The organism is Brevundimonas aurifodinae (assembly GCF_040195595.1).
Lineage (GTDB): Bacteria > Pseudomonadota > Alphaproteobacteria > Caulobacterales > Caulobacteraceae > Brevundimonas > Brevundimonas aurifodinae.
The window spans coordinates 40,340-64,130 of sequence record NZ_JBEGDD010000004.1 but is presented as its reverse complement, the minus strand read 5'-3'; the positions used below and the strand labels follow the sequence as shown (position 1 = coordinate 64,130).

The window sequence follows — 23,791 nt, the reverse complement described above, 5'->3', positions numbered from 1 at the left end:
GAGCCTCCGCCCGGACACAGTCGTCTGCCTTTTCTTATATGTGAAAAGTTCAGGTTCGTGAAATATACCAGCGTGAGGCCGCTGGCAAGTTACAGCCGCGCCGCAGCCCGGTCCGCGCCCTCACGAAGCGCGCGCAGTTTCATCCATGTCACAGCGGGGTCGATCTTTCCGTAGCCCGCGAAGGTGCCGAAACCGCAGTCGGTGCTGGCGATGACGCGTTCCGGGCCCACGATCGCGGCGAACCGCTCGATGCGCTGGGCGATCAGTTCGGGGTGCTCCAGATAGTTGGAGCAGGTGTCGATCAGGCCGGGGGCCAGGATCTTGTCGTCGGGCAGGTCGGCGTCGCGCCAGACGATCCACTCATGCTCGTGCCTGGGATTGGCCGCCTCGAACAGGATGGTCGCGGGCCGAGCCTTGAGGATGATCGACATGATCCGCGCCAGCGGGATGTCGTGGTCGTGGGGCCCCTCGTAGTTGCCCCAGCAGATGTGCATCCGCATCCGCTCCGGCGCGATGTTTGCCGTGGCGGCGTTCAGCGCCTCGACATTGGCTTCGATGGTCTTCAGGAACCCCGCCTCGTCCATGTCCTGATAGCCCGTGTGGCGCGACATCGCGAGGTCGGGGCAGTCCAGCTGAAGGTCGAAGCCGGCCGCCACGATGGCTTCGTACTCCGGCCGCATGGCGTCGGCGAGATCGCCGAGATAGGCCTCGTGCGTCGGATAGAAGGCGTTGGACTGAAACGCGGTGATCAGCCCCGGCGAGGCCGAGTTCATGAAGGCCTTGGTGCCCCCTCCATGACGGTCGAGGGACGATCTGAACCGGCGGATGTCGTCGCGCAGCGGCTCCAGGTTCACCAGCTTGACCTCGCCGATGCATGAGGCGCGGGTGAACTCCTGGGCGCCCATGATCCCGGCCAGCTTCTCGCGAAACTCGGGCAGGGGAGCCAGGTCCAGCGCGGGCTTTCTGGGGCTGTCGCCGCCGAAGCCCGACAGCCGCTCGATGATGTAGGTCGAATAGCCGACTTTCCCGAGCTCGCCGTCGCTGATGATCGAGACGCCCGCCTCGACCTGCTTCCTGACCGCCTCGTCCACGGCCGTCTGCACGGCGGCATCGAACGCTTCGGCGTCATAGGGCTCGCCGTGGTCGCGGGCCAAGAGCAGGGGCGTCAGCTCGGGTCCACGCGGCAGGCTGCCGACGTGGGTGGTGGCGATGCTCACGGCCATTCTTCGCTCCAGTAAAGACGCAGGGGGTTGTCGATCAGCAGCTTCCTCCGAAGCTCCGCCGTCGGCGCGATGCGGGGGATCATGTCGACCAGGGCCCCGTCGTCGGGGATGCGGCTTTCCATGTTCGGATGCGGCCAGTCCGTCCCCCACAGACAGCGATCGGGATAGGTCTCTACCAGAGGCCGCACGGCGCGGGCGAAGTCGTCCCAGGGCGGTGCCTCGGACAGGCGGTCAGGGCAACTGGCCTTGAAATGGATGTCGCCCCGGCTGTCCAGCAGGGCGCGGAAGGCCCTTATATCGGTGCCGTCCGGCCCCTGGGTCACATCTGGCCGACCCATGTGGTCGACGACGATCGGGACGGGCAGGGCGTCGAGGAAGGGCCGCAGTTCCTCCAGAATGTCCGCTTCGAAATAGACCACGACATGCCAGCCGCCGGGCAGCCGCCCCGCAAGGTCCAGGAACCTGTCCTTGGGCGCGTCGTCCACCAGCCGCTTCAGGAAGTTAAAGCGAACGCCCCGGATGCCGCCGTCGTGCAGGGCCTGAAGCTCTCGCTCCGAGATGGCTGGATCGACCACGGCCACGCCGCGCGCCATGCCGCCGGACGCGGCGATGGCGTTCAGGGTCGCGGCGTTGTCCGTGCCGTGGCAGCTGGCCTGGACGACGACGTTGCGCGAAAAGCCCAGGCGGTCGCGCAAGGCGAACAGGGCGTCCGGGCCCGCGTCCTGCGGAATGTATTTCGCCTTGGCGCTGAAAGGAAAACGGTCGGCGGGTCCGAAGACGTGGCAGTGGGCGTCCACCGCGCCCGGTGGCGGGTGGAACGTCGGGGTGGAGGGCTCCAGCGTCCAGCTGCGCATACGGCCCTGGGCGTCCGTGCTCATGCGAAAACCACCCCGTCCATGAGTTTGCGGGCTGTACGCAGGAGGGCGGCCGAGATGACCGCGCCGCGGTTGTCGGTCTCCAGCACGCAAGTCATCTCGCCGGTCGGGTGCTCGACCGACAGGGTCTTGCGCCGTCCCCCGGGTGGCTCGGCCACCCCGGCGGCGGGCGACCCCTTCAGCAGACAGGCCGTCGCCACGCTGACCGCCCCCAGCACGCCGACGCTGGCGTGGGCGCGTTTGGGGATGAAGCTGCGCACCGTCACCGCGCCGCCGTTCCGGGGTGGGGCGACCAGCATCATCTTGGGCACCGACAGGTCGGCCACATCGCCCAGGTTCATCATCGGTCCGGCCTTCAGGCGGATGGCCTCGATCCTCGCCTTGATCGCGCCCGCGGCGTCCAGGGTCTCGCGATCCTCATAGCCGGTGGCTCCGACGGCGTCGGCGCGCATCACGACGCAGGGCATGCCGTTGTCGATCAGGGTGCAGGCGACGCCTTCGATGACGTCGCTCTCATTCCCGGTCGGCAGAAGGGCGCCGCACGACGACCCTGCCGTGTCTCGAAACTCCAGCGGCACCGGGGCGGCGGTGCCTGGCACGCCGTCGATCCGCGCATCGCCCGCATAGGCCACGATCCCGCCGGGCGTCGCCACCGTGGCTACGGCAGCCTGGCCGGTGTTGACCATGAAGATGGAGACCGGCGTCTCGCCGTCCCTGGCCTCGACCAGCCCGCGCTCGATGGCGAAGGGCCCGACGCCCGCCAGCATGTTTCCGCAGTTCTGGGCGTCGGTTACGATGGCCTGATCGACGAACACCTGCAGGAACAGATAGTCGACATCGACGCTCTCTCGAGCCGACGAGGACACCACGGCGACCTTGGACGTCAGGGGATCGGCCCCGCCCATGCCGTCGATCTGGCGCGGATCGGGCGAGCCCATGACCCGCAGCAGAAAGGCGTCGCGATCGGCCGTGTCCGCAGGAAGATCGTCGGCGAGAAAGAAGGCCCCCTTGGAGGTGCCGCCCCGCATCCACAGGCAGCGGACGCCCTCACTCATAGCGCAGGCCCATGGCCTCCAGCTTCGCGCGCATGTCGTAGATGTCGAGGCCCAGTTCCCCCGCCGCCAGCCGGTCGCGCTTGGACCCCTCGTTGGCCTCGCGCGCCAGGCCCTTCTCCAGAACGGAGGCCGCTTCGGCGCGGCGCACGACGCAGACACCGTCGTCGTCGGCCACGATCACGTCGCCCGGCTCGATCGACGCTCCGGCGCAGACGATCGGCACGTTCACATCGCCCAGCGTCGCCTTGATGGTGCCCTGCGCGAAGACAGCTCGTGACCAGACGGGAAAGCCCATCTCGGTCAGATCGCGCACGTCGCGCACGCCGGCGTCGATCACCAGCCCCCGACATCCCCGCGCCTGGGCCGAGGTGGCCAGCAGGTCGCCGAAATAGCCGTCCTCGCACGGAGAGGTGGGAGCCAGCACCAGGATGTCGCCGGGCTGCAGCTGCTCGACGGCGACGTGCAGCATCCAGTTGTCGCCCGGGGGAGACGCGATGGTCACCGCCGAGCCCGCGATCCGCGCGCCGGAATAGATGGGCCGCAGGCGCGATCCCAGAAGGCCGATCCGTCCTTGCGCCTCATGCACCGTGGCGACGCCGAGGCGCGCCAGTCCGTCGATCACGGCGACGTCCGCGCGCGCGATGTTCGTTACCACTCGACCGGCCATGCCTGCCTCCTTCGATGCGAGCGAGGCTGATGGCGTCCGGACCGTCCATGAGCAATTCGCATTTGCCCCACGGGCATAAGTTTTTACGATAGATGCTCATGGCCTTGTCACCCTTCGATCTGAATCTGCGCCACCTGCGGGCGCTCTCCGTCGTGATCGCTCGGGGCAGTATGAGCCGCGCGGCTGAGACCGTCGGCCTGTCCCAGCCGGCTTTGACGCAGGGCCTGGCCAAGCTGGAGCGCACCATCGGCACGCGGCTGCTGGTGCGCCAGCCTGATGGCGTGCTGGCGACCGAGGCGGGCCAGGGTCTGGCCGAGCGGGCGGATCGCGCCTTCGCTCATCTGGCCGAGGCGGCGCGCCAGGCCGGTCGCAGCGGCTTCGCGCGACCCGAGCGGATGGTGACGGCGACCCAACTACGCGCCTTCCTCGCACTTGCCGACGCGGGCAGTTTCGTGTCCGCGGCCCGCGCGACGGGCCTGTCCCAGCCGGGCCTGCACGCCGCTGTTCGTGACCTGGAACAGATCTGCGCGGTCCCCATCGTCGAGCGTCAGGGCCGGGGCGTCGTCCTGACCCGCGCCGGGCGGCGTCTCGCACGCGGCGCGCGTCTGGCGCGGTCAGAGATCGCTGCGGGCCTGGTCGAGATCGGCCCCGGCGCGGGCGGCGACGCCAACCGGATCACGGTCGGGGCCATGCCTCTTTCGCGCGCCGTGCTGCTGCCGCGCGCCATCGCGGCCATGGTGGCGGCCGAGCCGGGCTTCGTCGTCGACATCGTGGACGGGGCCTGGCGCGAGCTGGTCGATCCGCTGAGGGACGGCGTCCTGGACGTGATGGTGGGCGCCCTGCGCGACGAGGATCTGCCCGACCTGGTCCAGCGGCCCCTGCTGGAGGACCGTCTGATGGTCGTGGGACGCAGGGGGCACCCGCTGTCGTCGGAGCGCGCGCCCAGCGTCGCCGCCCTGGCGGCCTATCCCTGGGTGATCGGGCGGCCGGGCTCGCCGCTGCGGCTATTGTGGCAGTCCCTGTTCGCCGGGGGGCCGACCCCGCTGGCACCCGTCGAATGCGGCTCGGTCACCGCCATCCGGGGCATACTGCGCCAGAGCGACCTCTTGACCCTGCTGTCCCGCGATCAGGTCGGGCTGGAGATCGAGGCCGGGGTGCTGACTCCGATCGGCCCGCCGCTGACGCAGACGATGCGGACCATCGGCCTCACCACCCGGATGGACTGGCGACCGACGCCGTCGCAGATGCGTTTCCTGTCGCTGATCGATCAGGTGACGGAGCGCATCGTTTCGGAAAATTGAATAGGGTTCGAGCCATAATGATTTGCGCTGTGAGTGGGTCGTCGCGATAGGTCGCGGCTCATGAGCACGCCTGTGACCTTCGTCGGCTTCGGAGAGGCCGCCTCGGCCTTCGTCGACGGCTGGACGGTGTCCGGCCGCGCTGTTCGCGCCTTTGACCGCAAGACGGGCGTCCCGGCGACCCGGGAGGCAAAGCAGGCGGATTTCCATCGCCTCGGCGTCGACGGACGATCGACGATGGCCGACGCGGTCGCCGAAGCCGAGCTCGTTCTCTGTCTCGTCACCGCCGACCAGGCCATGGCCGCCGCGCGCGAGGCCGCCCTGAGTCTGTCGCCCGGAGCGATGTGGTTCGACATGAACAGCGTGGCCCCGGACACGAAGCGCGCGGCCGCCCGTGTGATCGAAGCGGTCGGCGGCCGGTATGTCGATGTGGCCGTCCTGTCGCCCGTGCATCCCAAACAACGCGCCGTCCCCTTGCTGGTCAGCGGCCCGCATGCGGAGGAGGGTGCGGTCCGACTCCTTGATCTGGGCTTTTCCAATGTCACCCCGATCGGGGGTGCCGTCGGCGCGGCCGCGGCCGTGAAGATGATCCGCTCCGTCATCGTCAAGGGCATCGAGGCCCTGTCGGCCGAATGCGCCATCGCGGCGGACCAGGCGGGCGTCGTCGATGCCGTCGTAGCGTCTCTGAACGCCAGCGATCCGGGTGCCGACTGGGCCGCGCGGTTCGACTACAACCTCGACCGGATGATGGTCCACGGCCTGCGCCGCGCCGCCGAAATGGAGGAGTCGCGCGCCACGCTCGAGGCGCTGGGCGTCGGCTCGGCCATGACCCGCGCGACAGTCGAGCTTCAGCGGAGCATCGGCGCGCTCGGCCTGTCCCCGCCGCCCGAAGGGCTGGCCGCCAAGCTCGACGCCCTGACCCCACGCTCAGACGAGGCCGCCGCATGAGTCTGATCATCGACTGCCACGGCCACTACACCACCGCCCCGCCCCAGCACGACGCCTGGCGCGACGCCCAGAAGGCCGCCTTCAAGTCCGGCGAGGCCGCGCCGCCCTATCCCGAGATCACCGACGACGATATCCGCGAGACCATCGAACAGAACCAGCTGCGCCTTCTGAAGGAACGCGGCGCGGACATGACGATCTTCAGCCCGCGCGCCTCGACCATGGCCCATCACGTCGGCGACGAGGCCGTGTCCCTGGCCTGGTCGCGGGTGTCCAACGACCTGATCGCGCGGGTCTGCGATCTCTATCCCGAGACCTTCGCCGGGGTCTGCATGCTGCCCCAGAGCCCCAAGGCGGACCTGACCGGCTCGATCGCCGAGCTGCGCCGCTGCGTAACCGAGCTGGGCTTCATCGGCTGCAATCTGAACCCCGATCCAGGCGGCGGCCACTTCACGGCTCCGCCCCTGACCGACCGGTTCTGGTATCCGTTCTATGAGGCGATGGTGGAGCTGGACGTTCCGGCCATGATCCACGTCTCGGGGTCGTGCAATCCGGGCCTGCACGCGACGGGCGCCTTCTACATCGCCGCCGACACCATCGCCTTCATGCAACTGATCCAGGGCGATCTGTTCAAGGACTTCCCGACGCTGAGGCTGATCATCCCGCACGGTGGAGGCGCAGTGCCGTATCACTGGGGTCGCTATCGCGGGTTGGCCGACATGCTGAAACAGCCGCCGCTGGAAGAGCATCTGATGGACAACGTCTTCTTCGACACCTGCGTCTATCACCAGCCGGGCGTGGATCTTCTGACGACGGTGATCGAGACGCCGAACATCCTGTTCGGGTCCGAGATGGTCGGGGCCGTGCGCGGCATCGACCCCCGCACCGGCCACTACTTCGACGACACCAAACGCTACATCGACAACGCCCCCATCACCGACGCCCAGCGCCATGCCATCTTCGAGGGCAACGCCCGGCGCGTCTTCCCCCGCCTCGACGCCAAGCTGAAGGAGAGAGGGCTATGACCACGCCCCGCGACATCCACGCCTATCTGGCCGAGATGGACGACATCCCCGGCACCCGGGTGTTCACCGCCCAGCGCGCCCGCCAGGGCTACCACCTGAACCAGTTCGCCATGAGCCTGATGAAGGCCGACAACCGCGAGGCCTTCAAGGCCGACGAGCGGGCCTATCTGGACCGCTGGCCCATGACGGAAGATCAGAAGCAGGCGGTGCTGGCCCGCGACTTCAACCGCTGCCTGGAGCTGGGCGGCAACATCTATTTCCTGGCCAAGCTGTTCTCGACCGACGGCAAGAGCTTCGCCCAGGCCGTCTCGACCATGACCGACATGAGCTTCGAGGACTACACCGCCATGATGATCGCCGGGGGCCGCTCGCCCGTGGGCGTCCGCTCGATCAAGGAGAGATACTGATGGCCCGCATCACCGCAGGCGTGGCCTGCAGCCACATCCCGGCCCTGGGCGTCGCGGTCGATTTCGACAAGACCGAGGAGGCCTACTGGAAGCCCGCCTTCGCCGGCTTCGACTGGACCCGCGACTGGGAAAAGGCCGAGAAGCCCGACGTCGTTATCCTGGTCTTCAACGACCACGCGACGGCCTTCGACATGAAGTTCATCCCGACCTTCGCCATCGGTTGCGCCGAGAGCTTCACCCCCGCCGACGAGGGCTGGGGTCCGCGCCAGGTGCCGGTCGTGGAGGGTCATCCGGACCTGGCCTGGCACATCGCCCAGAGCTGCATCCTGGACGAGTTCGACCTGACCATCATCAACGAGATGGAGGTCGATCACGGCCTGACCGTCCCGCTGTCGATGATGTTCGGCAAGGTCGACACATGGCCGTGCAAGGTCATTCCAGTGGCCGTGAATGTCGTCACCTATCCGCCGCCCTCGGGCAACCGCTGCTGGGCGCTCGGCGAGGCCATCCGCCGCGCCGTCGAGAGCTATCCCGAGGACCTGAACGTCCAGGTCTGGGGCACGGGCGGCATGAGCCACCAGCTTCAGGGCCCACGCGCCGGCCTGATCAACAAGGAATGGGACAACCGCTTCCTGGATCAGCTGTCGGGATCGACCGACGCCCTGCGTCACATCCCGCACATCGAATACCTGCGCGAGACCGGCTCGGAGGGCATCGAGATGGTCATGTGGCTGATCATGCGCGGGGCCATGGGCAAGACGACCGAGCAGCTTCACCGCCACTATCACGTCCCGGCCTCCAACACCGCCGTGGGCCACATCGTGCTGCGCCCGGTGGACGAGGCCGGTGCCGCCAACGACGTGGGGGCCGCCGCATGAAGGTCGCGCTCGCCGGCGCCGGAGCCTTCGGTGAAAAACATCTGGACGCGCTCGCTCGCATCGACGGGGTCGAGGTCGTCGGCCTGGTCGGCCGCACGTTGGAGTCCACCCAGAAGGTCGCCGAGAAATACGGCATCGGCCTGGCCACCACCGAGCTGGACGAGGCCCTGGCCCAGCCCGGCCTCGACGCCGTCATCCTGGCCACCCCGACCCAGCTGCACGCCTCCCAGGCTCTCGCCTGTCTGAACGCGGGCAAGCATGTCCAGGTCGAGATCCCGCTGGCCGACAGCCTGGCCGATGCCGAGGCGGTCGCGGCCCGCGCCGCAGAGACCGGTCTGGTGGCCATGGTCGGCCACACCCGGCGCTTCAATCCCAGCCACCAGTACATCCACAACCGCATCCAGGCCGGCGAGCTGTCGGTCCAGCAGATGGACGTCCAGACCTATTTCTTCCGGCGGACCAACATCAACGCCAAGGGCGAGCCGCGCTCCTGGACCGATCACCTCTTGTGGCACCACGCGGCGCACACGGTCGATCTGTTCGCCTGGCAGGCCGGGCCGATCGTCGAGGCCCACGCCATGCAGGGCCCGATCCATCCGGACCTGGGCATCGCCATGGACATATCGATCCAGCTGAAGGCCGAGAGCGGCGCCATTTGCACCCTGTCGCTCAGCTTCAACAACGACGGGCCGCTCGGCACCTTCTTCCGCTACATCTGCGACAACGGCACCTGGATCGCCCGCTATGACGACCTGGTCACCGGGCGCGAGGAAGCCGTCGACCTGACCGGCGTGGCGGTGTCGTCGAACGGCATCGAGCTGCAGGACCGCGAGTTCGTCTCGGCTATTCGCGAGGGCCGCGAGCCTCGCGCCAGCGTCGCCCAGGTCCTGCCCTGCTACCGGGTGCTCGGCGCGCTGGAGAAGCAGCTGGCGGGCAAGGTCTAGGGCAGGGGTTCTGGACGGAAGTCCGGGTCGATCAGGCACGTTTCGCCGTGCCGCGCCCGGGCGTCCTCGCACAGGGCCACCACGGCCTGCGGCGTCGGTCGCTCACCGTCGTCCAGCCACCGGTCCAGCGCTCTCAGCAGGGCGACATACTGGGGCGCGTTCAGCCGGCTGTGCACCGTCTCGGTGGTGTAGAACTGCGCTAGCAGATGGCTGCGGCCCGCCTGCGCAACCGTCTGGGCATAGCTGCCCGAGTGCTCAACGAAGACCGTCGGGTCATAGCGGGCGTGCAGGGTCACGGTCGGTACGACGATCTGTCCCGTCAGGTCGGCGTCATAGGCCAGGGTGGCCACGGCTGCCGGATCGGCGGCGAACCTCTGGATGCTCTGGTTCAGCGCGGCGTCCTCGTCTGATCCCCGATAGGTGCGACCGGTGTTGTCGAAGGGATTGCCCCCGTTCAGGCGCTCCCAAACCAGGTCCTGGAACAGGTTGGTCGCCCAGGCGAGGTGGCCCAGCAGATGCTCTTCCTCCAGCCCGGTCACCGAGCGAATGTTTCGTAGGCGCGCGCGTTGCTCAGGCGTCCGCTCGGCGTCGGGCAGCCCGACGCCCGTGCAGGCTTGCAGCCGAGCCGACAGCTCGGCGCGGGACATGGAAGCGCCTTCGGGCAGGCCCTGCCACAGGGGATACTGGACCTCGTCGGGCCGCGGGTGATTGGCGCAATAGACCTGATAGACCGCCCTTAGGTCGGCGCGAAAACCATAGGCCCGGGTACCGCCTCCGAGCACGCCGCTGGTCAGCAGGACGCCGTCGTAGCTGCGCGTCCCGTCGGTCGCGACGGCGTGAAGCTCTGCCGCCTTGGCCGCGACGTTGCCGCCCCAGGACTGGCCGTGCAGCAGTGTTCGTTCGGGCTTGCCCCACTGGTCCCAGACGATCTGGCGCAGCTGGTCGGTGTCCTCGGCGGCCATCCGCACGCCGTAGCCGCCGCGCCGATAGGTCGAGCCTGCCCAGGCATAGCCCTCGGCCACCATCATGGAGAAGCGGTCCAGATCCTCCTCCGGTTCGCCGCGCTCCGGGGCACCCGTCCGGGGCCCACCGTGCGCGTGAAGGATCAGCTGGCCGTTCCAGTCCGCAGGCCGAGCATACCAGTACCAGGCTCCGCTCTCGGCCCGACCCGACCAGCAGCGGGTGCCGCTGGGCAGGCTTTCGGGGCAGGTCTCCGCGCGCGGTTCGACGACCTGAGCCACCGCCGGAGTGGCGACCCCCAGGCCCCCCGCCGCCGCCAGGGCGACGAGGGAGACCAGACGCGCGCGGAGACGGGTCACCGGATCAGAACTCCTTGGACACCGTGGCGTACCAGTAGCGGCCGTAGGGACGATAGAGCGAGCCCAGATAGCCCGACGACGACAGCGGCGGGGCCTCGTCAGTGATGTTTCTGGCACCCAGACGGATGCGGCTGTTCGAGGCCCAGCCCTGAGCGCCCTCCCATTCGTACTGGACATAGAGGTTGCCGGTCAGCTGGCTCTCGACCTCCCACGGAACGCCAGCCGCCGAAAGCAGATCGGTGTCGTCCACCGCGCTGATGTACTGGGTGAAGGCCCCGACCTGCCACGGTCCTTGCGACCAGGTCAGCGAGCCGGAGACTCGCCATTCGGGCCGTCCGTTCTGGGCCAGCAGGTCGCTGGTTTCCGACAGGGGCGTCGCGGCGTTGATCAGGCCCGCGTCGCGGGCCTCTTCCAGGGCGTCGACCGCCGGACCCGCGTCGCGTCCGAATGCGATCAGCTTGGCGGCGTTCAGGTTCAGGCGGAAATTGCCGATCGGCGTGTCGCGCAGCCGCCAGATCAGGCCCAGGTCCATCCCTTCGACGTCCTGCGGCAACAGGTTCACGAACCGGTCGCTGATGGAGACGATCACGCCCGCCGGCGCGATGCCGGTCCCGGCGAACAGGGCGATGTCGTCGGCGTTGGGCGCGGCGCGGGTGACCAGCGGGTTCGATCCGCCCTGCACCCGGTCGAGATAGTCCTGAACCACGGCGTTGCGCGCCCCGAACAGGCCGACGATCTTCTCCTGCTGGATGCGCCAGCGATCGATCGTGAAGGTGAAGTCGCCCCAGGCTTCGGGCAGGAACTGCGGCTGGAACACCAGACCATAGGACGAGTTGGTGCTCTCCTCCGGCTCCAGATCCGGGTTGCCGGAGACCAGCAGGGAGGCGCCCTGGGCGCGCGCGCAGGCTCCGAAGGTGGCGATCCGCCCGGCGCGCAGGTCCGCCTCGCAGCGGATATAGTCCGGGTTGGTCGCCAGACGGCCGTAGGTGGCCGTGTTGACCTGTTCCAGGTTCGGGGCGCGGAAGCCCTCGGAATAGGAACCGCGCAGGCGCAGGCCGTCGAAGAGGTCCCACGACGCCGCGATCTTGGGCTTGGCCACGTCCCCGAAGTCCGAATAGTGCTCGGCCCGGCCGGCGATCTGGACGTTCAGCGCACGCACCAGCGGGATGTTCATCTCGGGCGAGACCACCGGAATGGCGAACTCGACATAGGCCGAGGCGACGGTGCGGTCGCCTTCGGTATCCGGGTTCTGGCTGACGGCGATGACGTTGCTGAGCGAGACCGCTCCGGTGACCGCGTCCACGAAGGGATTGGTGCCGTCCAGGTTGGAATCGCGGTCGTCGCTCTGGGTCTCGCGGCGCGCCTCAAGACCGAAGGCGACGCCGACATTGCCGGCCGGCAGGGCGAACAGGTCGGGCCGTGAGACCTTGAAGTCCCACTGGGTCAGGGTGGTCCGCGATTCGCGCTTCAGGCGGAAGGTGATGGCGTCGATCGCCACCTGGGAGCTGGGCGTGCAGTCACCGAAGCTGGTCTGGTTCACGCAGCCGCCGTTGAAGGGGTTGTAGGCATCGGGCGTCGAAAGGGCGAGCGAGGCTTGCAGCGCCGAGGTGTTGACCGCGTCGGACTCATCGACCGCTTCGGCTTCAGAGTAGAGCAGAGCCGTCTCCCAGTCGAAGCCGCGCCACTCGCCGCGCAGACCTCCCAGCAGTCGGGCCTGGTAGTTGGTGACATCGACGCCCTGATACCCGGCGTCAACAAAGCGGTACTGGTTCAATCGTACCGGCAGGCCGGCGGCCGGCACATTGGTCAGTCCGGGGATGCGGTTCGGATTGACCGTGCCGTTGGCGAAGGTCACCGGACCGAACGGGTTCCAGTAGTTCGAGGCCGGGATCACCAGGGTGTTCAGGTTGATGACGGGGGGCTGCACGCGCTGGGTATCGGCCGTGTAGTAGCCGATCTCGCCGAAGGCCGTGACGGTGTCGGTCAGCTCATAGTGACCCGCCACGAAGACGTTCAGCCGTTGGGTGTCGGGCTGCACCGTCGTGCCGGGCGCGGTGTCGAAGCGCAGCTCGCGCTGGACGCCGTTGAAGTTCAGGGCACCGGAGCCCAGGCAGACGTCGCCGTTCGGCACCAGACATCCGGCCAGGGCCGTCGGCTGGATATGGAAAGCGCCGGCCGCCGTGGTCAGGGCCTGGGTGCCGCGCCGGATCGTGCCCGGTCCGTTGACGACCGCCAGGTTGGCCCAGGCGCCGCGGGTGTTGCGGAAGTCCGGCGTCAGGCTGGCGGCATAGTCTGGCTCGTTGGCGAACAGCGGACGCAGGTTGTCGGTCGCCGTGAAGTCCTGATCTTCGGCCCGCAGCGCGGTCCGGTCGGTGTAGTCGATGAAGGCCGAGATGTTGCCGCGCTCGAAATCCTTGCCGGCGAAGATGCCCAGGTTGAACTCGCGCAGGTGGGTGCCCTCCGCGCCGCCGTACTGGCTGGTGATGCGCAGGCCGTCGAAGTCGTCCTGGAGCACGGTGTTGACCACGCCGGCCACGGCGTCCGCGCCGTAGATGGCGGCCGCGCCGTCCAACAGGACCTCCAGTCGCTCCAGCCCCGACACCGGGATGGCGTTGGAGTTGTAGCTCAGGACCGGAACCGTGCCGGTGTCCGAGGTCCCCTGGCTGGTCGGGTGCTGGACGATGCGGCGGCCGTTCAGCAGCACCAGGGTGTTGCCGACGCCCAGCGAGCGCAGGTTGACCGAGTTGACGTCGCCGCGCGCCGCGTTCGAGGTCTGGGGGTTGTTGGCCGCGCTGAACAGGACGTCGCCCATCTGGGGGATGGTTCGCAGCAGGTCGTCGCCGCTGACCGCGCCGGTGGCCAGGATCTGCTCCTCGCTCAGGACCGTCACCGGCAGGGCAGCGGTCACGTCCGCGCCCCGGATCTGGGAGCCGACGACCACGATGTCGTCGACGGACGACGTGTCCTGCCCGGTCCCGCTTCGGTCGGCCTGGGCCTGGGCGGCCGGCGACAGGGCTGTGCTCTGGGCCGCTGTCTGGGCCAGGGCCGGGCCGGCGAACGCCAGCAGGCCGGTGATGGCCGTCGTGGCCAGCATGGTGGTCCGGGTCTTCATGATGGTGGTCCTCCCCTTTGTCGTTTTTTGATTGGTCGTGTCGGACGTCAGTCCTTGGCGATGACGAGATCGTCTCCCGGCCCGGCGGCCGGATCGGGCCCGGCGGCCAGCGGTCTGGGCTGTCCACGGAGGGCTTCGGCCAGGGCGTCGCGGTCCAGCGCCCCCTCCCAGCGGGCGACCACCAGGGTCGCCACGGCGTTGCCGATGAAGTTGGTCAGGGCCCGGCACTCGCTCATGAAGCGGTCGATGCCCAGGATCAGCGCCATGCCCGCGATCGGCACGTCGGGCACCACCGCCAGCGTCGCCGCCAGGGTGATGAAGCCCGCGCCCGTGATGCCCGCCGCCCCCTTGGAGCTCAGCATGGCGACCAGCAGCAGCGTCACCTGCTGCCACAGCGTCAGCTCGATGTTCAGCGCCTGGGCGATGAACAGGGCCGCCATGGTCATGTAGATATTGGTGCCGTCCAGGTTGAACGAGTAGCCGGTGGGCACGACCAGGCCGACAACGGACTTGGACGCCCCGGCGCGCTCCATCTTCTGCAGCAGGCTGGGCAGGGCGGCCTCTGACGACGAGGTCCCGAGCACCAGCAACAGTTCTTCCTTCAGGTAGCGGATCAGCTTCAGGATAGAGAAGCCGTTGGCGATGCCGACCAGCCCGAGGATGCCGACGACGAAGATCGCCGAGGTCAGGTAGAAGGTGGCGACCAGGGCGATCAGGTTGATCACCGAGGCGATCCCATAGGCCCCGATGGTGAAGGCGAAGGCCCCGAACGCGCCGATCGGGGCGGCCTTCATGACGATGGCGACCAGCTTGAAGAAGGCGGTCGATACCGATTCCAGCAGGCTCAGGACCGGCTTGCCGGCGTCGCCGACCATGGCCAGGGCCAGTCCGAACAGGACGGACACGAACAGCACCTGCAGGATGTTGCCGGTCGAGAAGGCGCTGACGAAGGTGTCGGGAATGACGCCCAGCAGGAAGCCGACCACGGTCGTCTCGTGGGCGGCGGTCGAGTATTGGGAAACCGCGCCCGCATCCAGAGACGCCGGGTCGATGTTCAGCCCCCGGCCTGGCTGGACCAGATTGGCCACGATCAGGCCGACGATCAGCGCCAGCGTCGAGAACACCAGGAAATAGGCGAAGGCCTTGGCCGCCACGCGACCGACCTTGCCGATGTCGCGCATGCCCGCGATGCCGACCACGATGGTCAGGAAGATCACCGGGGCGATGACCATCTTCACCAGCTTGATGAAGCCGTCGCCCAAGGGCTTCAGGCTCTCGCCGAATTCCGGGAAGAAGTGGCCGATCAGGCCGCCCAGCAGGATGGCGCCCAGCACCTGGACATAGAGATGAGAATACCAGGGGCCGCGATGCCCCCGGGTGCCGTCCTGATGCGCCGTGATCTGCATACGCCCTCCGCCGCCGTCGCGGCCGTCGTTTCCCGGGGCGGTCTGACGCCGCCTAGGCCTCAGTCTGAACGCTGAACGATGAAGCGCAATCATGATGCAGGTCTTGAGCAAAGCATTGATAAAAAACAGATGTTTTGATAGTCAGTAGGAGTCTTGTGCGATTTTTCGGACAGGGGCTGGCTATTCTGTGCGGATTTCCACACAGTCTGGCGATGTTCGCCCCGGGCATCATGAAGGTTCGCGATCGCCTCTCGCGGCCGACGACGGCCCCTTGGATCGCGCTCGTCGCGATCTGGCTGGCGGTCGCCGTTCTCGCGATGATCGGCGCCGCCGAGCTGGCCCGGCGCGACGCTCTGGCGGAGCTGCGAAGGCAGGCCGTGGCCAATGCGGACCTTCACGCCGCCGTGCTGCGCAGCGAGCTGGAAAAGCAACGATCCGTGCCCGTCGTCCTGGCCCAGGACCCTGAGATCGCCGCCCTCGCGGCCGACCCCGGCCCCGACCGCGCCGCCCGGGTCAGCGCCAAGCTGGAGGGGCTCGCGCTCCAGACCCGGGCGGCTGCCCTCTATGTCCTGAATGCCGAGGGCCTGGCTGTCGCGGCCAGCAACTGGCGCGAGCCGACCAGCTTCGTCGGATCAAACTATGCGTTCCGGCCCTATTTCACCCAGGCGATGGCGAACGGCGAGGCTGAGTTCTTCGCCCTCGGCACCGTCAGCGGACGCCCCGGCCTGTATCTGGCCCGCGCGATCGGACCGGCCTCGGCCCGGGTCGGCGTGGTCGTCGTCAAGGTCGAGTTCGACGCGCTGGAGGCCGCCTGGCGCGACACGGGCGAGCCCGCCTTCGTCACCGATGGCAGGGGCGTCGTCCTTGTGACGAGCGAACCCGACTGGCGCTTTCGCCGCAGCCGCGCCCTGACCGCCGCCGAGCGTCGCGATATCCTGGCGGATCAGACTCTGAGCGGGCAGGCGCTGGCCCCGCTGCCGTTCGAGGGCGAGCCAGGTCGGGTCGTTCGTATCGCCGGGGGGCCCCGGGCCGGTGAATGGATGCTGGCCGAGACCGCGACCGACACGCCCGGCTGGACATTGCGCCTGCTCGACCCGGTCGACCGCGCCATCACCGGCAGCACGACCAATGCCCGCGTCATCGCCCTGCTCGCCGTGACTCTGCTGGCAGTCGCCGCCGGGGTCCTGCTGCGTCGGCGTCAGCAGGCGGCAGCCCGCGCCTTGGCCGAGGAGGCGGCCCGCGCCGATCTGGAGCGGCGGATCGATGAACGGACCCTCGAACTGCGCGACGCCAACAGCCGGCTCAGCAGCGAGATCGAGGAGCGCCGCCGCGCCGAGGCCAGCCGCGAGGTCCTGCGCGAGGAATTGGTCCAGGCCAGCCGCCTGGCCACCCTCGGTCAGATCGCCGCCGGGGTCGCCCACGAGATCAACCAGCCCGTCGCGGCCATCCGCACCCACGCGGACAGCGCAGGGGCCTATCTGGACCGGGGCGACGCGGACGGCGTCAAACGCAACCTGGACCGCGTGTCTGACCTGACCGGCCGGATCGGGACCATCACCGATGAACTGCGGGCGTTCTCGAGGAAGGCCACCGGGCCGGTTTCAGCGGTTTCGCCCACAGCCGCCATCGACTCGGCCCTGCTGCTGATCGGGCACCGTCTGCGCGACGCGGGCATGCGTCTGGTCCGGTCTGACGCCACGGATGCGCGGGCGATGGCGGACCCGGTCCGGCTGGAACAGGTGATCGTCAATCTGATCCAGAACGCCTTCGAGGCCATGATCGAAGACCAGACGATCGATCCGACCGTGACGATCGACATTGTCCAGAACGCCGGGTGGGTGGAGATCGTGATCGCCGACAACGGGCCCGGCATCGACCCCGCCGTCGCCGCCACCCTGTTCACTCCGTTCGTGACGACCAAGGGGCAGGGCCTGGGCCTGGGGCTGGTGATCTGTCGCGACATCATCGCCGGGTTCGGCGGCGAACTGGGGTTGCGACCGTCCGCCCAGGGCGCGGCCTTCGCCATCACCCTCAGGGCCGCGTCTTGACCTTCGCCCGGCCGCTCGGCGTGACCCTGGTCGATGACGACGAGGATTTTCGCGCCGCCCTCGCGGAGCGCCTGCGCCTCGCGGGGCTGGAGGTGGGGGATTTCGCCTCGGCCGAGGCCGCCCTGGGGGCCCTGGACCGCGACTATCCCGGGGTGGTGGTGACGGACCTGAGGATGCCGGGTCTCGACGGGCGGGGTCTGCTGACCCGGCTTCAGGCGGTCGACGCCGATCTGCCGGTCGTGATGATCACAGGCCATGGCGACATCGCCGACGCGGTCGAGGCGCTGCGTCAGGGGGCCTACGATTTCGTGGCCAAGCCGTTCGACTTCGCCCGCCTGAACGAGAGCTTGGCGCGCGCGCTCGAAAAGCGTGGCCTGGTGCTCGACAACCGGGCTCTCGCGCGTGCGGTCGGCGAGGCCCGACCCGAGACCACCCTGCTAGGCACCAGCCCGGCCATCGTCCGTCTTCGCGCCGTCATCGACCAGATCGCCGACGCCGACATGGACGTGTTGATCGAGGGGCCCACCGGGGCCGGCAAGGAGGTCGTCGCCCGGGCGCTTCACGACGGTGGCCGACGGCGCGTCCACCGCTTCGTCGCGGTTAACTGCGGGGCACTGCCGGACGGGCTGATCGAGACCGAGCTGTTCGGATCGGAGCCGGGGGCCTTCGCGGGGGCGCTGCGTCGTCGGATCGGCCTGGTGGAACAGAGCCATCGCGGCACTCTGTTTCTGGACGAGGTCGAGAGCCTGTCGCCCTCGGCCCAGGTGGCGCTGCTGCGGGTGATCGAACAGCGCGAGGTCCAGCCGGTCGGGGCCGATGCGGCCCGCACGCTGGATCTGCGCATCCTCGCCGCCTCGAAGGTCGATCTCGCCGTCGCGGTCGCGGCCGGCCGGTTCCGCGACGATCTCTACTACCGGCTGAACGTCGTCGAATTGCGGGTGCCGCCTCTGATCGAGCGCCGTGAGGACATTCCCCTGTTGTTCGCCCACTTCCTCGCGCGAGCGGCCAAGGCGCAGGGCATCGAGCCGCCGCTCCTGACGGCCGCGGTTCATGAGCGCCTGATCCGCCATGACTGGCCCGGCAATGTCCGCGAACTGGCTCACTATGCCGATCGCGCGGCCCTCGGCCTGATCGACGTCCCCGCCCCCAGTTCGGCCGCGGCGCCTGAAGCGTCCGGGGCCCTGGCCGCCCGCATGGATCGGTTCGAGAAGAGCGTGCTTCAGGACGCGCTCGTGCGTCACAATGGGTCGGTCGCCGCCGTGTCCGGGGACCTGCGTCTCCCGCGCAAGACCCTCTACGACAAACTGGCCCGCCACGGCCTCAGCCCGTCGCGGTTCCGCCTGGCGTCCAGAGCGTGAGGGGTGGGCGAGTGGCGGACAGAGAGGGATTCGAACCCTCGGTAGGCTTTCACCTACACACGCTTTCCAAGCGTGCGCGATCGACCACTCCGCCACCTGTCCGTTTCACCACGCGGGCGATCCGTCCCGGGAGGTCGCCCCGGGGAGGGCAGGCTGATAGAACAGCCCGGCGGTAACGGCAAGCGCGACGCTGGCGAACCTGTCAGGCACCGCCCATATGGCCACCATGTCCCTCCTGTCCCGGATCGCTTCGATGCTGAGCCAAAAGACCACCCTGCCCACCGCCGACACCGCCCTGCCGGGCCGCCGGACCGAAATGCCGACCGACCAGGTCCATTTCGTCAGCGGCCGCCCGCTGAAGGGGCCCCATCCCGAGGGGTTCGACATGGCCATCTTCGGCATGGGCTGTTTCTGGGGCGTGGAGCGGATCTTCTGGCAGCTGCCGGGCGTCTGGGTGACCTCGGTCGGCTATTCCGGTGGCATCACCCCCAACCCGACCTATGAGGAGACCTGCACCGGCCGCACGGGTCACACCGAGGTCGTCCAGGTCGTCTTCAATCCGAATGAGATCAGCTACGCCGAACTGCTGAAGGCCTTCTGGGAAAACCACGACCCGACCCAGGGCATGCGCCAGGGCAACGACGTCGGCTCGACCTACCGCTCGGCCATCTATTGGCTGAACGACGCGCAGCGACAGGAGGCCGAACGCTCGCGCGACGCCTATCAGGCGGCGCTGGCCAAGGCGGGACGTGGCCAGATCACGACCGAGATCGCGCCGGCCGGGCCCTACTATTTCGCGGAAGCCTATCACCAGGGCTATCTGGCCAAGAACCCGAACGGCTACTGCGGCATCGGCGGCACCGGCGTGGTGTGCCCCATCGGCCTTGATCTTGGTCGCGACGCCGAGCCGTCGCTCCGTGGCGTCGACGCCTGAACGCGGCGGGCTTATGGACCGGGACAGGATCGGCAAGGTCTGCCTGGCCCTGCCCGGGGCCATGCTGGATCACCCCTTTGGCGAGCATCACGACGCCTATCGCGTCGGTGGCAAGATGTTCGTGATGGTGGGCGAGCAGGGTGGGGTGTCGTTCAAGGTCTCCGACATCGCCTATGAGATCTTGACCGAGATGGGCCGGGCGAGGCCGGCCCCCTATCTGGCGCGGGCCAGGTGGGTGAACCTGCCCGATCCTTCCGCCTGGGACGATGACGAACTGGCTGAGCATTTCGCCATCGCGCATCGGATCGTGGCCGGCAAGCTGACCCGCAAGGCCCGGGTCGAACTCGGGATCGATTAGCCGCAGAGACCGAAGAACCGCTCGACCTGGGTCGCCGAGCCCGGCTGGGGCACATAGACCGCGCGTTCGCCATCCACCCATTGGGCGATCCAGCCCAGCCGGCGGAACCGCTGCAGCACCGGCGTGTCCGCCTCGACCGTGGCGGTCAGCAGGTCGCCGTCGTGCAGTTGCGAAGGCTCTCCCTCTGCGGGGAACCGCTCGGTCTCGCCGCCGGATTCCAGATAGATCTCGCTCATCCCCGACTTGCCGAGCGCGACCAGATCGACCTTCCCCGTGCCCGCCGAGCAGTCGAGGCCCAGCTTGAGGTCGTCCGAGGCCTCAACGCCATAGGCCAGGCGCGCGATGCCGCTGTCCTGGCTCAGGAACCAGTCGTAGCCGGGCGTGGGCGCGGGCGACGCCGTGGTGATCGGCGTGGGGGTGACCGGCGAGACGTTCGCGCACGCCGCGGTCATCCCGGCCAGGCCAAGGGTCCCGAGCCAGATCCAGCGCATGGCGAACTCTCCCCGCATCAGCCGCCGCAAAGCTCTGCGAACCGCCTCAGCTTGGCAAGATGCGCCGGTTGAACCTTGACGGACTGCGCCCGCCCGGCAACAGCCACCGAAAGGTCGCCGGTGAGCACGAACTGACCGAACACCGGGTGGTCCGAGCGGATGGCGATACGGCTGTGGTCGGAGACCGCGACGCTCTCGGTCTGGGCGGTCGCATCGCCGCTGGACAGGATCGCGACGCCAGGAGCCGCACCGGCTTCGTACAGATCCAGCCGTGCCACGCCCGAACCGGGTTCGCATTCCAGAACAGACCTGAGCTGCGGCGTATCAGGGACCTCGTGGGCGAGCACCAGGGGACCGTCACCCTCGTAGAGTGTCCAGGTCCAGCCGCCCTGAATGGCCAGCGCGCTGAGCGCGATCGGCAGCCAGTTCATGGTTCGTCGCCCCCTCGTCGGGCGATCAGGCGCGCCCGGCCCCGCAATAGGACAGAAAATCGCCCACGAGGCGACGTTCTTCTCGTCCTGCGTCGATGCGGAAGCGGCCCGCGTCACCGGTGACGGTCAGTTGGCCACGCTCGGCGAGACGACGCAGGCCGGGGTCGTTGACCGAGACCAGGGTCTCGTCTGCCAGCCCGCCGGACAGGGGATCCAGCGGCTGGACGCCCAGACGGGTCCGGATGAGCCGCGCCCCCTCCAGGCGGACGTCGCCATAGACGGTGGCCAGCGCCTGGCCCGGCGCGCATGTGACCATCAGGGCCAGCTGGTCGGAGTTCGGCACGCCGTAGGCCAGCTTGGCCAGGCTGCCTTCGTGATGCAGGGTCCAGCTCATCGTCGGCTCGGTCATCTCGGGCTCGGACGCGGCGCCTTGCGACTGGGCCGCGAAGGCGACCAGACCGAGCGCGGCGGCGGCGGGAAGCAGAACCTTGAACATCACCAGAACCTTATGTCTGGTGGGCAAACGCTGCTCGGCGTTAACGGTTCACGGCTCAGCTTGACGATAGGTCCCGCGTCGCGAGCGGTAGCGCCCCTAAACCCGCGCTCAAGCAGCGAGACGCCGCGCGTCGAGCGATAGCGCCCCTAAACCCGCGCTCAAGCAGCGAGACGCCGCGCGTCGAGCGGTAGCGCCCCTAGAACGGACTGAACCGCTCCACCAGGCTCTGGGCTGCGGGGGTCGCCTGCACCCGGCTGATGTCGCCGCGCCCGCCATAGCTGATGCGCGCCTCGGCGATCTGGGTGTGGGCGATGGTGTTGGCGCTGGAAATGTCCTCCGGCCGCACGATGCCGGCGACGGTCAGTTCGCGCAGTTCGCGGTTGGTGCGCACTTCCTGCCGACCCTGGATGACCAGGTTTCCGTTCGACAGGATGTCGGTCACGACGGCGGCGATGGTCAGGTCGACGCGCTCGGCCCGGCTGACCGACCCCGTGCCGTTGGCGTTCGAGGAGCCTTCGACCCCGACCAGGGCCTGAGGGTCGAAGCCGCCCGGGAAGGCGCGGCCCAGGCTGTTCTCCAGCCCGAAGAAGTTGGTCACCCCGCCGGTGATGTCGTTGGTGCGGCTGCGGTTGGTGGTGTTGGAGGTCTGCGCCCGGTCGTCGATGCGGATCGAGACCGTCAGGATGTCGCCGATGTTGCGGGCCCTCTGGTCGCCGAAGAACGCCCGTGCCCCCGTCCGCCACAGGGAGTTGGCGCTGGCCGAGCGCGGCTGGGGCGCGGCCTGGTAGGTCTGGGTCACCGGCACCAGCTGGGCGGGATAGCCGATGGGGGCCAGTTCGGGGCCGCGCACCGTCTCGACGACGGTGGAGCAGGCGCCGAGGCTCAGGGCCGAGGCGGCGAGGGCGGCGAGGACGGCGGGCTTACGCATGACGGGATCTTCCTACCGGACGGCGGCGAACTGACTGGAACGGGCGGCCTGGGCCTCGGGCCCAGCGACGGCGCGGCCGGGACCGGAGGCGACGGCCTCGATCGTTCGGCCCGACGTCAGATTGGTGATGGCCACGACTTCGCCGACGGCGGCGCCCCTCTGGGCGCGGCCGGTGACGGTCAGGGTCACGCCGCCGGACGCGAAGGCCACCTGAACGGTGTCGTTGCGGGCGATGACCTGGGGGCGGGCCAGGTCGCGGGCCCCGACCACGGCCCCGGCGCGCAGGGCCCGGCGCGCGGACAGGCCGACGACCTCTTCAGCGTCCGACGGGCCACCACCGGTCGCCAGATGGCTCTGAACGTCGGTCCAGACCACGTCCTCGGGCTGGATGACATCCCCGGCGGCGATGTTGCGGGCATAGGTCAGCACGGCGGCGGTCGCGCCCGCCACCGCTGCGGGCCGCATCGTCGTGCCGGCGGGCGTCGCGGTCGCGGCGGGCGCTCCAGAGGCCAGAAGCGCATGGCGAACCACGACCCGGCGCAGGTTTTGCGGATTGGCCCATTGCAGGCCGGACCGCGCGGCCAGCGCCTGAAGCTGCCCGGCCTCGAACACGACCGACGGTCCCGCCCGGCTGGCCACGACGACGCCAGAGGCCGCGCCCGCGCCGTCGAAGATGTCGCCCAGCGTCACCCGTCCGTCGTCGTCGACGGGGTTGGCGCGCAGGGTGACCGGACCGGCCAGGGCGGGACCGGCGCTCAGCGCGAGGGCGGCGATGAAGAGCAGGGCTCTCATGGCCTAGCCCTTCACCTGGGCTGAGACGCTCATCATCTCGTCGGCGGTGGTGATGACCTTGGAGTTCATCTCATAGGCGCGCTGGGCGATGATCAGGGCGCTGATCTCGGTCACGGCATCGACGTTGGACGCCTCGGTATAGCCCTGCAGCAGCTGGCCAAAGCCGTCCTCGCCGGGGATGCCGACCGTGGCCGGGCCCGAGGCGGCGGTCTCCAGCAGCAGGTTGTCGCCGATGGCTTCCAGCCCCGCCTCGTTGAAGAAGGTGGCAAGTTCCAGCTGGCCAACGATCTGGGCCTCGGGCGATCCGGCCGAGACGACCTGGACCTGTCCGGTCTTGGAGATCGCCACGTCGATGGCGTCCTGCGGGATGGTGATGGCCGGCTCGACCGCATAGCCGTCCTCGGTCACCAGCTGGCCCTCGCCGTTCAGCGAGAAGTTCCCCGCCCGGGTGAAGCCGATCTCGCCCGACGGCAGGGTGATCTGGAGATATCCGCGCCCGTCGATGGCGACGTCGTAGCGGTTGTTGGTCTGCTGGGGCGTGCCCTGTTCGGTGATCCGGTAGACGCTGCCCGCCTTGACGCCCAGACCGACCTGGATGCCGGTCGGAACCACGGTGCCCTGGCTCGAGGACTGGGCCCCCATGCGCTCGACGTTCTGATAGATCAGGTCCTGGAACTCGGCCCGCTGACGCTTGTAGCCGACCGTGTTCATGTTCGCGATGTTGTTGGAGATGACCTCCACGTTCAGCTGCTGGGCGGCCATGCCGGAGGCGGCGGTGCGAAGTGCGCGCATGGTGGGTTT

General features: G+C 68.8%; 23 protein-coding genes and 1 tRNA gene. 10 read left to right on the top strand and 14 right to left on the bottom strand.

What is annotated here, in order from left to right:
* Positions 1–89: 89 nt before the first annotated feature.
* Genes ABN401_RS05985 through ABN401_RS05970 form a run of 4 tightly spaced genes read right to left on the bottom strand, consistent with a single transcriptional unit; the run spans position 90 to position 3,820 of the window.
* Entirely contained in the window at positions 90–1,223 is a 1,134-nt protein-coding gene (locus tag ABN401_RS05985) for a cobalamin-independent methionine synthase II family protein (protein WP_349683920.1), read from the bottom strand.
* Complete coding sequence (locus tag ABN401_RS05980) at positions 1,214–2,101, bottom strand: amidohydrolase family protein (RefSeq protein WP_349683919.1); 888 nt, start codon at positions 2,099–2,101, stop codon at positions 1,214–1,216. The genes ABN401_RS05985 and ABN401_RS05980 overlap by 10 nt, the downstream gene beginning before the upstream one ends.
* Complete coding sequence (locus ABN401_RS05975) at positions 2,098–3,153, bottom strand: 4-oxalomesaconate tautomerase (RefSeq protein WP_349683918.1); 1,056 nt, start codon at positions 3,151–3,153, stop codon at positions 2,098–2,100. The genes ABN401_RS05980 and ABN401_RS05975 overlap by 4 nt, the downstream gene beginning before the upstream one ends.
* Positions 3,146–3,820, bottom strand: coding sequence for a 4-carboxy-4-hydroxy-2-oxoadipate aldolase/oxaloacetate decarboxylase (locus ABN401_RS05970; protein ID WP_349683917.1), 675 nt, complete (start codon positions 3,818–3,820; stop codon positions 3,146–3,148). The genes ABN401_RS05975 and ABN401_RS05970 overlap by 8 nt, the downstream gene beginning before the upstream one ends.
* A gap of 98 nt (positions 3,821–3,918) precedes the next feature.
* Between ABN401_RS05970 and ABN401_RS05965 the strand changes: the two genes are divergently transcribed.
* The 6 genes from ABN401_RS05965 to ABN401_RS05940 are packed head-to-tail and all read left to right on the top strand — an operon-like array spanning position 3,919 to position 9,317.
* Positions 3,919–5,121 carry a LysR family transcriptional regulator gene (locus ABN401_RS05965; RefSeq protein WP_349683916.1) on the top strand — a complete coding sequence of 401 codons (1,203 nt, stop codon included), beginning with the start codon at positions 3,919–3,921 and terminating at the stop codon, positions 5,119–5,121.
* A 60-nt stretch (positions 5,122–5,181) separates the two neighbouring features.
* Positions 5,182–6,066, top strand: coding sequence for an NAD(P)-dependent oxidoreductase (locus ABN401_RS05960; protein WP_349683915.1), 885 nt, complete (start codon positions 5,182–5,184; stop codon positions 6,064–6,066).
* Positions 6,063–7,088: an amidohydrolase family protein gene (locus ABN401_RS05955; protein ID WP_349683914.1), complete on the top strand. Its 1,026-nt coding sequence runs from the start codon at positions 6,063–6,065 to the stop codon at positions 7,086–7,088. The genes ABN401_RS05960 and ABN401_RS05955 overlap by 4 nt, the downstream gene beginning before the upstream one ends.
* Positions 7,085–7,495 carry a protocatechuate 4,5-dioxygenase subunit alpha gene (gene ligA, locus ABN401_RS05950; protein WP_349683913.1) on the top strand — a complete coding sequence of 137 codons (411 nt, stop codon included), beginning with the start codon at positions 7,085–7,087 and terminating at the stop codon, positions 7,493–7,495. The genes ABN401_RS05955 and ligA overlap by 4 nt, the downstream gene beginning before the upstream one ends.
* Entirely contained in the window at positions 7,495–8,373 is an 879-nt protein-coding gene (locus tag ABN401_RS05945) for a class III extradiol dioxygenase subunit beta (protein WP_349683912.1), read from the top strand. Before ligA ends, ABN401_RS05945 begins: the two co-directional genes overlap by 1 nt.
* Positions 8,370–9,317 carry a Gfo/Idh/MocA family oxidoreductase gene (locus ABN401_RS05940; protein ID WP_349683911.1) on the top strand — a complete coding sequence of 316 codons (948 nt, stop codon included), beginning with the start codon at positions 8,370–8,372 and terminating at the stop codon, positions 9,315–9,317. Before ABN401_RS05945 ends, ABN401_RS05940 begins: the two co-directional genes overlap by 4 nt.
* Here ABN401_RS05940 and ABN401_RS05935 read toward each other — a convergent pair.
* Genes ABN401_RS05935 through ABN401_RS05925 form a run of 3 tightly spaced genes read right to left on the bottom strand, consistent with a single transcriptional unit; the run spans position 9,314 to position 15,154 of the window.
* Positions 9,314–10,636 (bottom strand): alpha/beta hydrolase family protein, encoded by a 1,323-nt coding sequence (locus tag ABN401_RS05935; RefSeq protein ID WP_349683910.1) that lies wholly within the window; start codon positions 10,634–10,636, stop codon positions 9,314–9,316. The genes ABN401_RS05940 and ABN401_RS05935 overlap by 4 nt on opposite strands.
* A 4-nt stretch (positions 10,637–10,640) precedes the next feature.
* On the bottom strand, positions 10,641–13,748 hold the full coding sequence (locus tag ABN401_RS05930; RefSeq protein ID WP_349683909.1) for a TonB-dependent receptor domain-containing protein: 3,108 nt from the start codon (positions 13,746–13,748) through the stop codon (positions 10,641–10,643).
* Positions 13,749–13,795: 47 nt separating this feature from the next.
* Positions 13,796–15,154: a dicarboxylate/amino acid:cation symporter gene (locus ABN401_RS05925; protein WP_349683908.1), complete on the bottom strand. Its 1,359-nt coding sequence runs from the start codon at positions 15,152–15,154 to the stop codon at positions 13,796–13,798.
* A 230-nt stretch (positions 15,155–15,384) separates the two neighbouring features.
* On the opposite strand from ABN401_RS05925, the gene ABN401_RS05920 reads away from it, so the two are divergent.
* Positions 15,385–17,202 (top strand): sensor histidine kinase, encoded by a 1,818-nt coding sequence (locus ABN401_RS05920; RefSeq protein WP_349683907.1) that lies wholly within the window; start codon positions 15,385–15,387, stop codon positions 17,200–17,202.
* Positions 17,199–18,560: a sigma-54-dependent transcriptional regulator gene (locus ABN401_RS05915; protein ID WP_349683906.1), complete on the top strand. Its 1,362-nt coding sequence runs from the start codon at positions 17,199–17,201 to the stop codon at positions 18,558–18,560. Before ABN401_RS05920 ends, ABN401_RS05915 begins: the two co-directional genes overlap by 4 nt.
* A gap of 12 nt (positions 18,561–18,572) precedes the next feature.
* Here the strand turns inward: ABN401_RS05915 and ABN401_RS05910 are convergent.
* A tRNA-Ser gene (locus ABN401_RS05910) sits at positions 18,573–18,662 on the bottom strand.
* Positions 18,663–18,813: 151 nt separating this feature from the next.
* Between ABN401_RS05910 and msrA the strand changes: the two genes are divergently transcribed.
* Both msrA and ABN401_RS05900 read left to right on the top strand, forming a co-directional pair.
* A complete protein-coding gene (gene msrA, locus ABN401_RS05905; protein ID WP_349683905.1) occupies positions 18,814–19,494 on the top strand; it encodes a peptide-methionine (S)-S-oxide reductase MsrA in 681 nt (226 codons plus the stop codon).
* Complete coding sequence (locus ABN401_RS05900) at positions 19,478–19,852, top strand: MmcQ/YjbR family DNA-binding protein (protein ID WP_349683904.1); 375 nt, start codon at positions 19,478–19,480, stop codon at positions 19,850–19,852. Before msrA ends, ABN401_RS05900 begins: the two co-directional genes overlap by 17 nt.
* On the opposite strand, the gene ABN401_RS05895 is transcribed toward ABN401_RS05900, so the two are convergent.
* The 6 genes from ABN401_RS05895 to flgG all read right to left on the bottom strand — a co-directional run bounded on the left by ABN401_RS05895 (position 19,849) and on the right by flgG (position 23,782).
* The gene (locus tag ABN401_RS05895) at positions 19,849–20,343 is read right to left on the bottom strand and encodes a hypothetical protein (protein ID WP_349683903.1); all 495 of its coding nucleotides are present in this window, start codon (positions 20,341–20,343) and stop codon (positions 19,849–19,851) included. The two genes, ABN401_RS05900 and ABN401_RS05895, sit on opposite strands and share 4 nt — an antisense overlap.
* A 17-nt stretch (positions 20,344–20,360) precedes the next feature.
* Positions 20,361–20,774 carry a hypothetical protein gene (locus tag ABN401_RS05890; RefSeq protein ID WP_349683902.1) on the bottom strand — a complete coding sequence of 138 codons (414 nt, stop codon included), beginning with the start codon at positions 20,772–20,774 and terminating at the stop codon, positions 20,361–20,363.
* A 25-nt stretch (positions 20,775–20,799) separates the two neighbouring features.
* The gene (locus ABN401_RS05885) at positions 20,800–21,297 is read right to left on the bottom strand and encodes a hypothetical protein (RefSeq protein WP_349683901.1); all 498 of its coding nucleotides are present in this window, start codon (positions 21,295–21,297) and stop codon (positions 20,800–20,802) included.
* 169 nt (positions 21,298–21,466) lie between these two features.
* A complete protein-coding gene (flgH, locus tag ABN401_RS05880) occupies positions 21,467–22,198 on the bottom strand; it encodes a flagellar basal body L-ring protein FlgH (RefSeq protein WP_349683900.1) in 732 nt (243 codons plus the stop codon).
* Between the two features lie 12 nt (positions 22,199–22,210).
* Entirely contained in the window at positions 22,211–22,990 is a 780-nt protein-coding gene (gene flgA / locus ABN401_RS05875) for a flagellar basal body P-ring formation chaperone FlgA (RefSeq protein WP_349683899.1), read from the bottom strand.
* A gap of 3 nt (positions 22,991–22,993) precedes the next feature.
* Positions 22,994–23,782, bottom strand: a complete 789-nt coding sequence (gene flgG, locus ABN401_RS05870; RefSeq protein ID WP_349683898.1) for a flagellar basal-body rod protein FlgG — start codon at positions 23,780–23,782, stop codon at positions 22,994–22,996.
* Positions 23,783–23,791 lie beyond the last annotated feature (9 nt).

Excerpts from the sequence above, each read along its gene's own strand:
- ABN401_RS05985 (WP_349683920.1), bottom strand. The coding sequence starts at position 1,223 with ATGGCCGTGAGCATCGCCACCACCCACGTCGGCAGCCTGCCGCGTGGA.
- ABN401_RS05980 (WP_349683919.1), bottom strand. The coding sequence starts at position 2,101 with ATGAGCACGGACGCCCAGGGCCGTATGCGCAGCTGGACGCTGGAGCCC.
- ABN401_RS05975 (WP_349683918.1), bottom strand. The coding sequence starts at position 3,153 with ATGAGTGAGGGCGTCCGCTGCCTGTGGATGCGGGGCGGCACCTCCAAG.
- ABN401_RS05970 (WP_349683917.1), bottom strand. The coding sequence starts at position 3,820 with ATGGCCGGTCGAGTGGTAACGAACATCGCGCGCGCGGACGTCGCCGTG.
- ABN401_RS05965 (WP_349683916.1), top strand. The coding sequence starts at position 3,919 with ATGGCCTTGTCACCCTTCGATCTGAATCTGCGCCACCTGCGGGCGCTC.
- ABN401_RS05960 (WP_349683915.1), top strand. The coding sequence starts at position 5,182 with ATGAGCACGCCTGTGACCTTCGTCGGCTTCGGAGAGGCCGCCTCGGCC.
- ABN401_RS05955 (WP_349683914.1), top strand. The coding sequence starts at position 6,063 with ATGAGTCTGATCATCGACTGCCACGGCCACTACACCACCGCCCCGCCC.
- ligA (WP_349683913.1), top strand. The coding sequence starts at position 7,085 with ATGACCACGCCCCGCGACATCCACGCCTATCTGGCCGAGATGGACGAC.
- ABN401_RS05945 (WP_349683912.1), top strand. The coding sequence starts at position 7,495 with ATGGCCCGCATCACCGCAGGCGTGGCCTGCAGCCACATCCCGGCCCTG.
- ABN401_RS05940 (WP_349683911.1), top strand. The coding sequence starts at position 8,370 with ATGAAGGTCGCGCTCGCCGGCGCCGGAGCCTTCGGTGAAAAACATCTG.
- ABN401_RS05930 (WP_349683909.1), bottom strand. The coding sequence starts at position 13,748 with ATGAAGACCCGGACCACCATGCTGGCCACGACGGCCATCACCGGCCTG.
- ABN401_RS05925 (WP_349683908.1), bottom strand. The coding sequence starts at position 15,154 with ATGCAGATCACGGCGCATCAGGACGGCACCCGGGGGCATCGCGGCCCC.
- ABN401_RS05920 (WP_349683907.1), top strand. The coding sequence starts at position 15,385 with ATGAAGGTTCGCGATCGCCTCTCGCGGCCGACGACGGCCCCTTGGATC.
- msrA (WP_349683905.1), top strand. The coding sequence starts at position 18,814 with ATGCTGAGCCAAAAGACCACCCTGCCCACCGCCGACACCGCCCTGCCG.
- ABN401_RS05895 (WP_349683903.1), bottom strand. The coding sequence starts at position 20,343 with ATGCGCTGGATCTGGCTCGGGACCCTTGGCCTGGCCGGGATGACCGCG.
- ABN401_RS05890 (WP_349683902.1), bottom strand. The coding sequence starts at position 20,774 with ATGAACTGGCTGCCGATCGCGCTCAGCGCGCTGGCCATTCAGGGCGGC.
- flgH (WP_349683900.1), bottom strand. The coding sequence starts at position 22,198 with ATGCGTAAGCCCGCCGTCCTCGCCGCCCTCGCCGCCTCGGCCCTGAGC.
- flgA (WP_349683899.1), bottom strand. The coding sequence starts at position 22,990 with ATGAGAGCCCTGCTCTTCATCGCCGCCCTCGCGCTGAGCGCCGGTCCC.
- flgG (WP_349683898.1), bottom strand. The coding sequence starts at position 23,782 with ATGCGCGCACTTCGCACCGCCGCCTCCGGCATGGCCGCCCAGCAGCTG.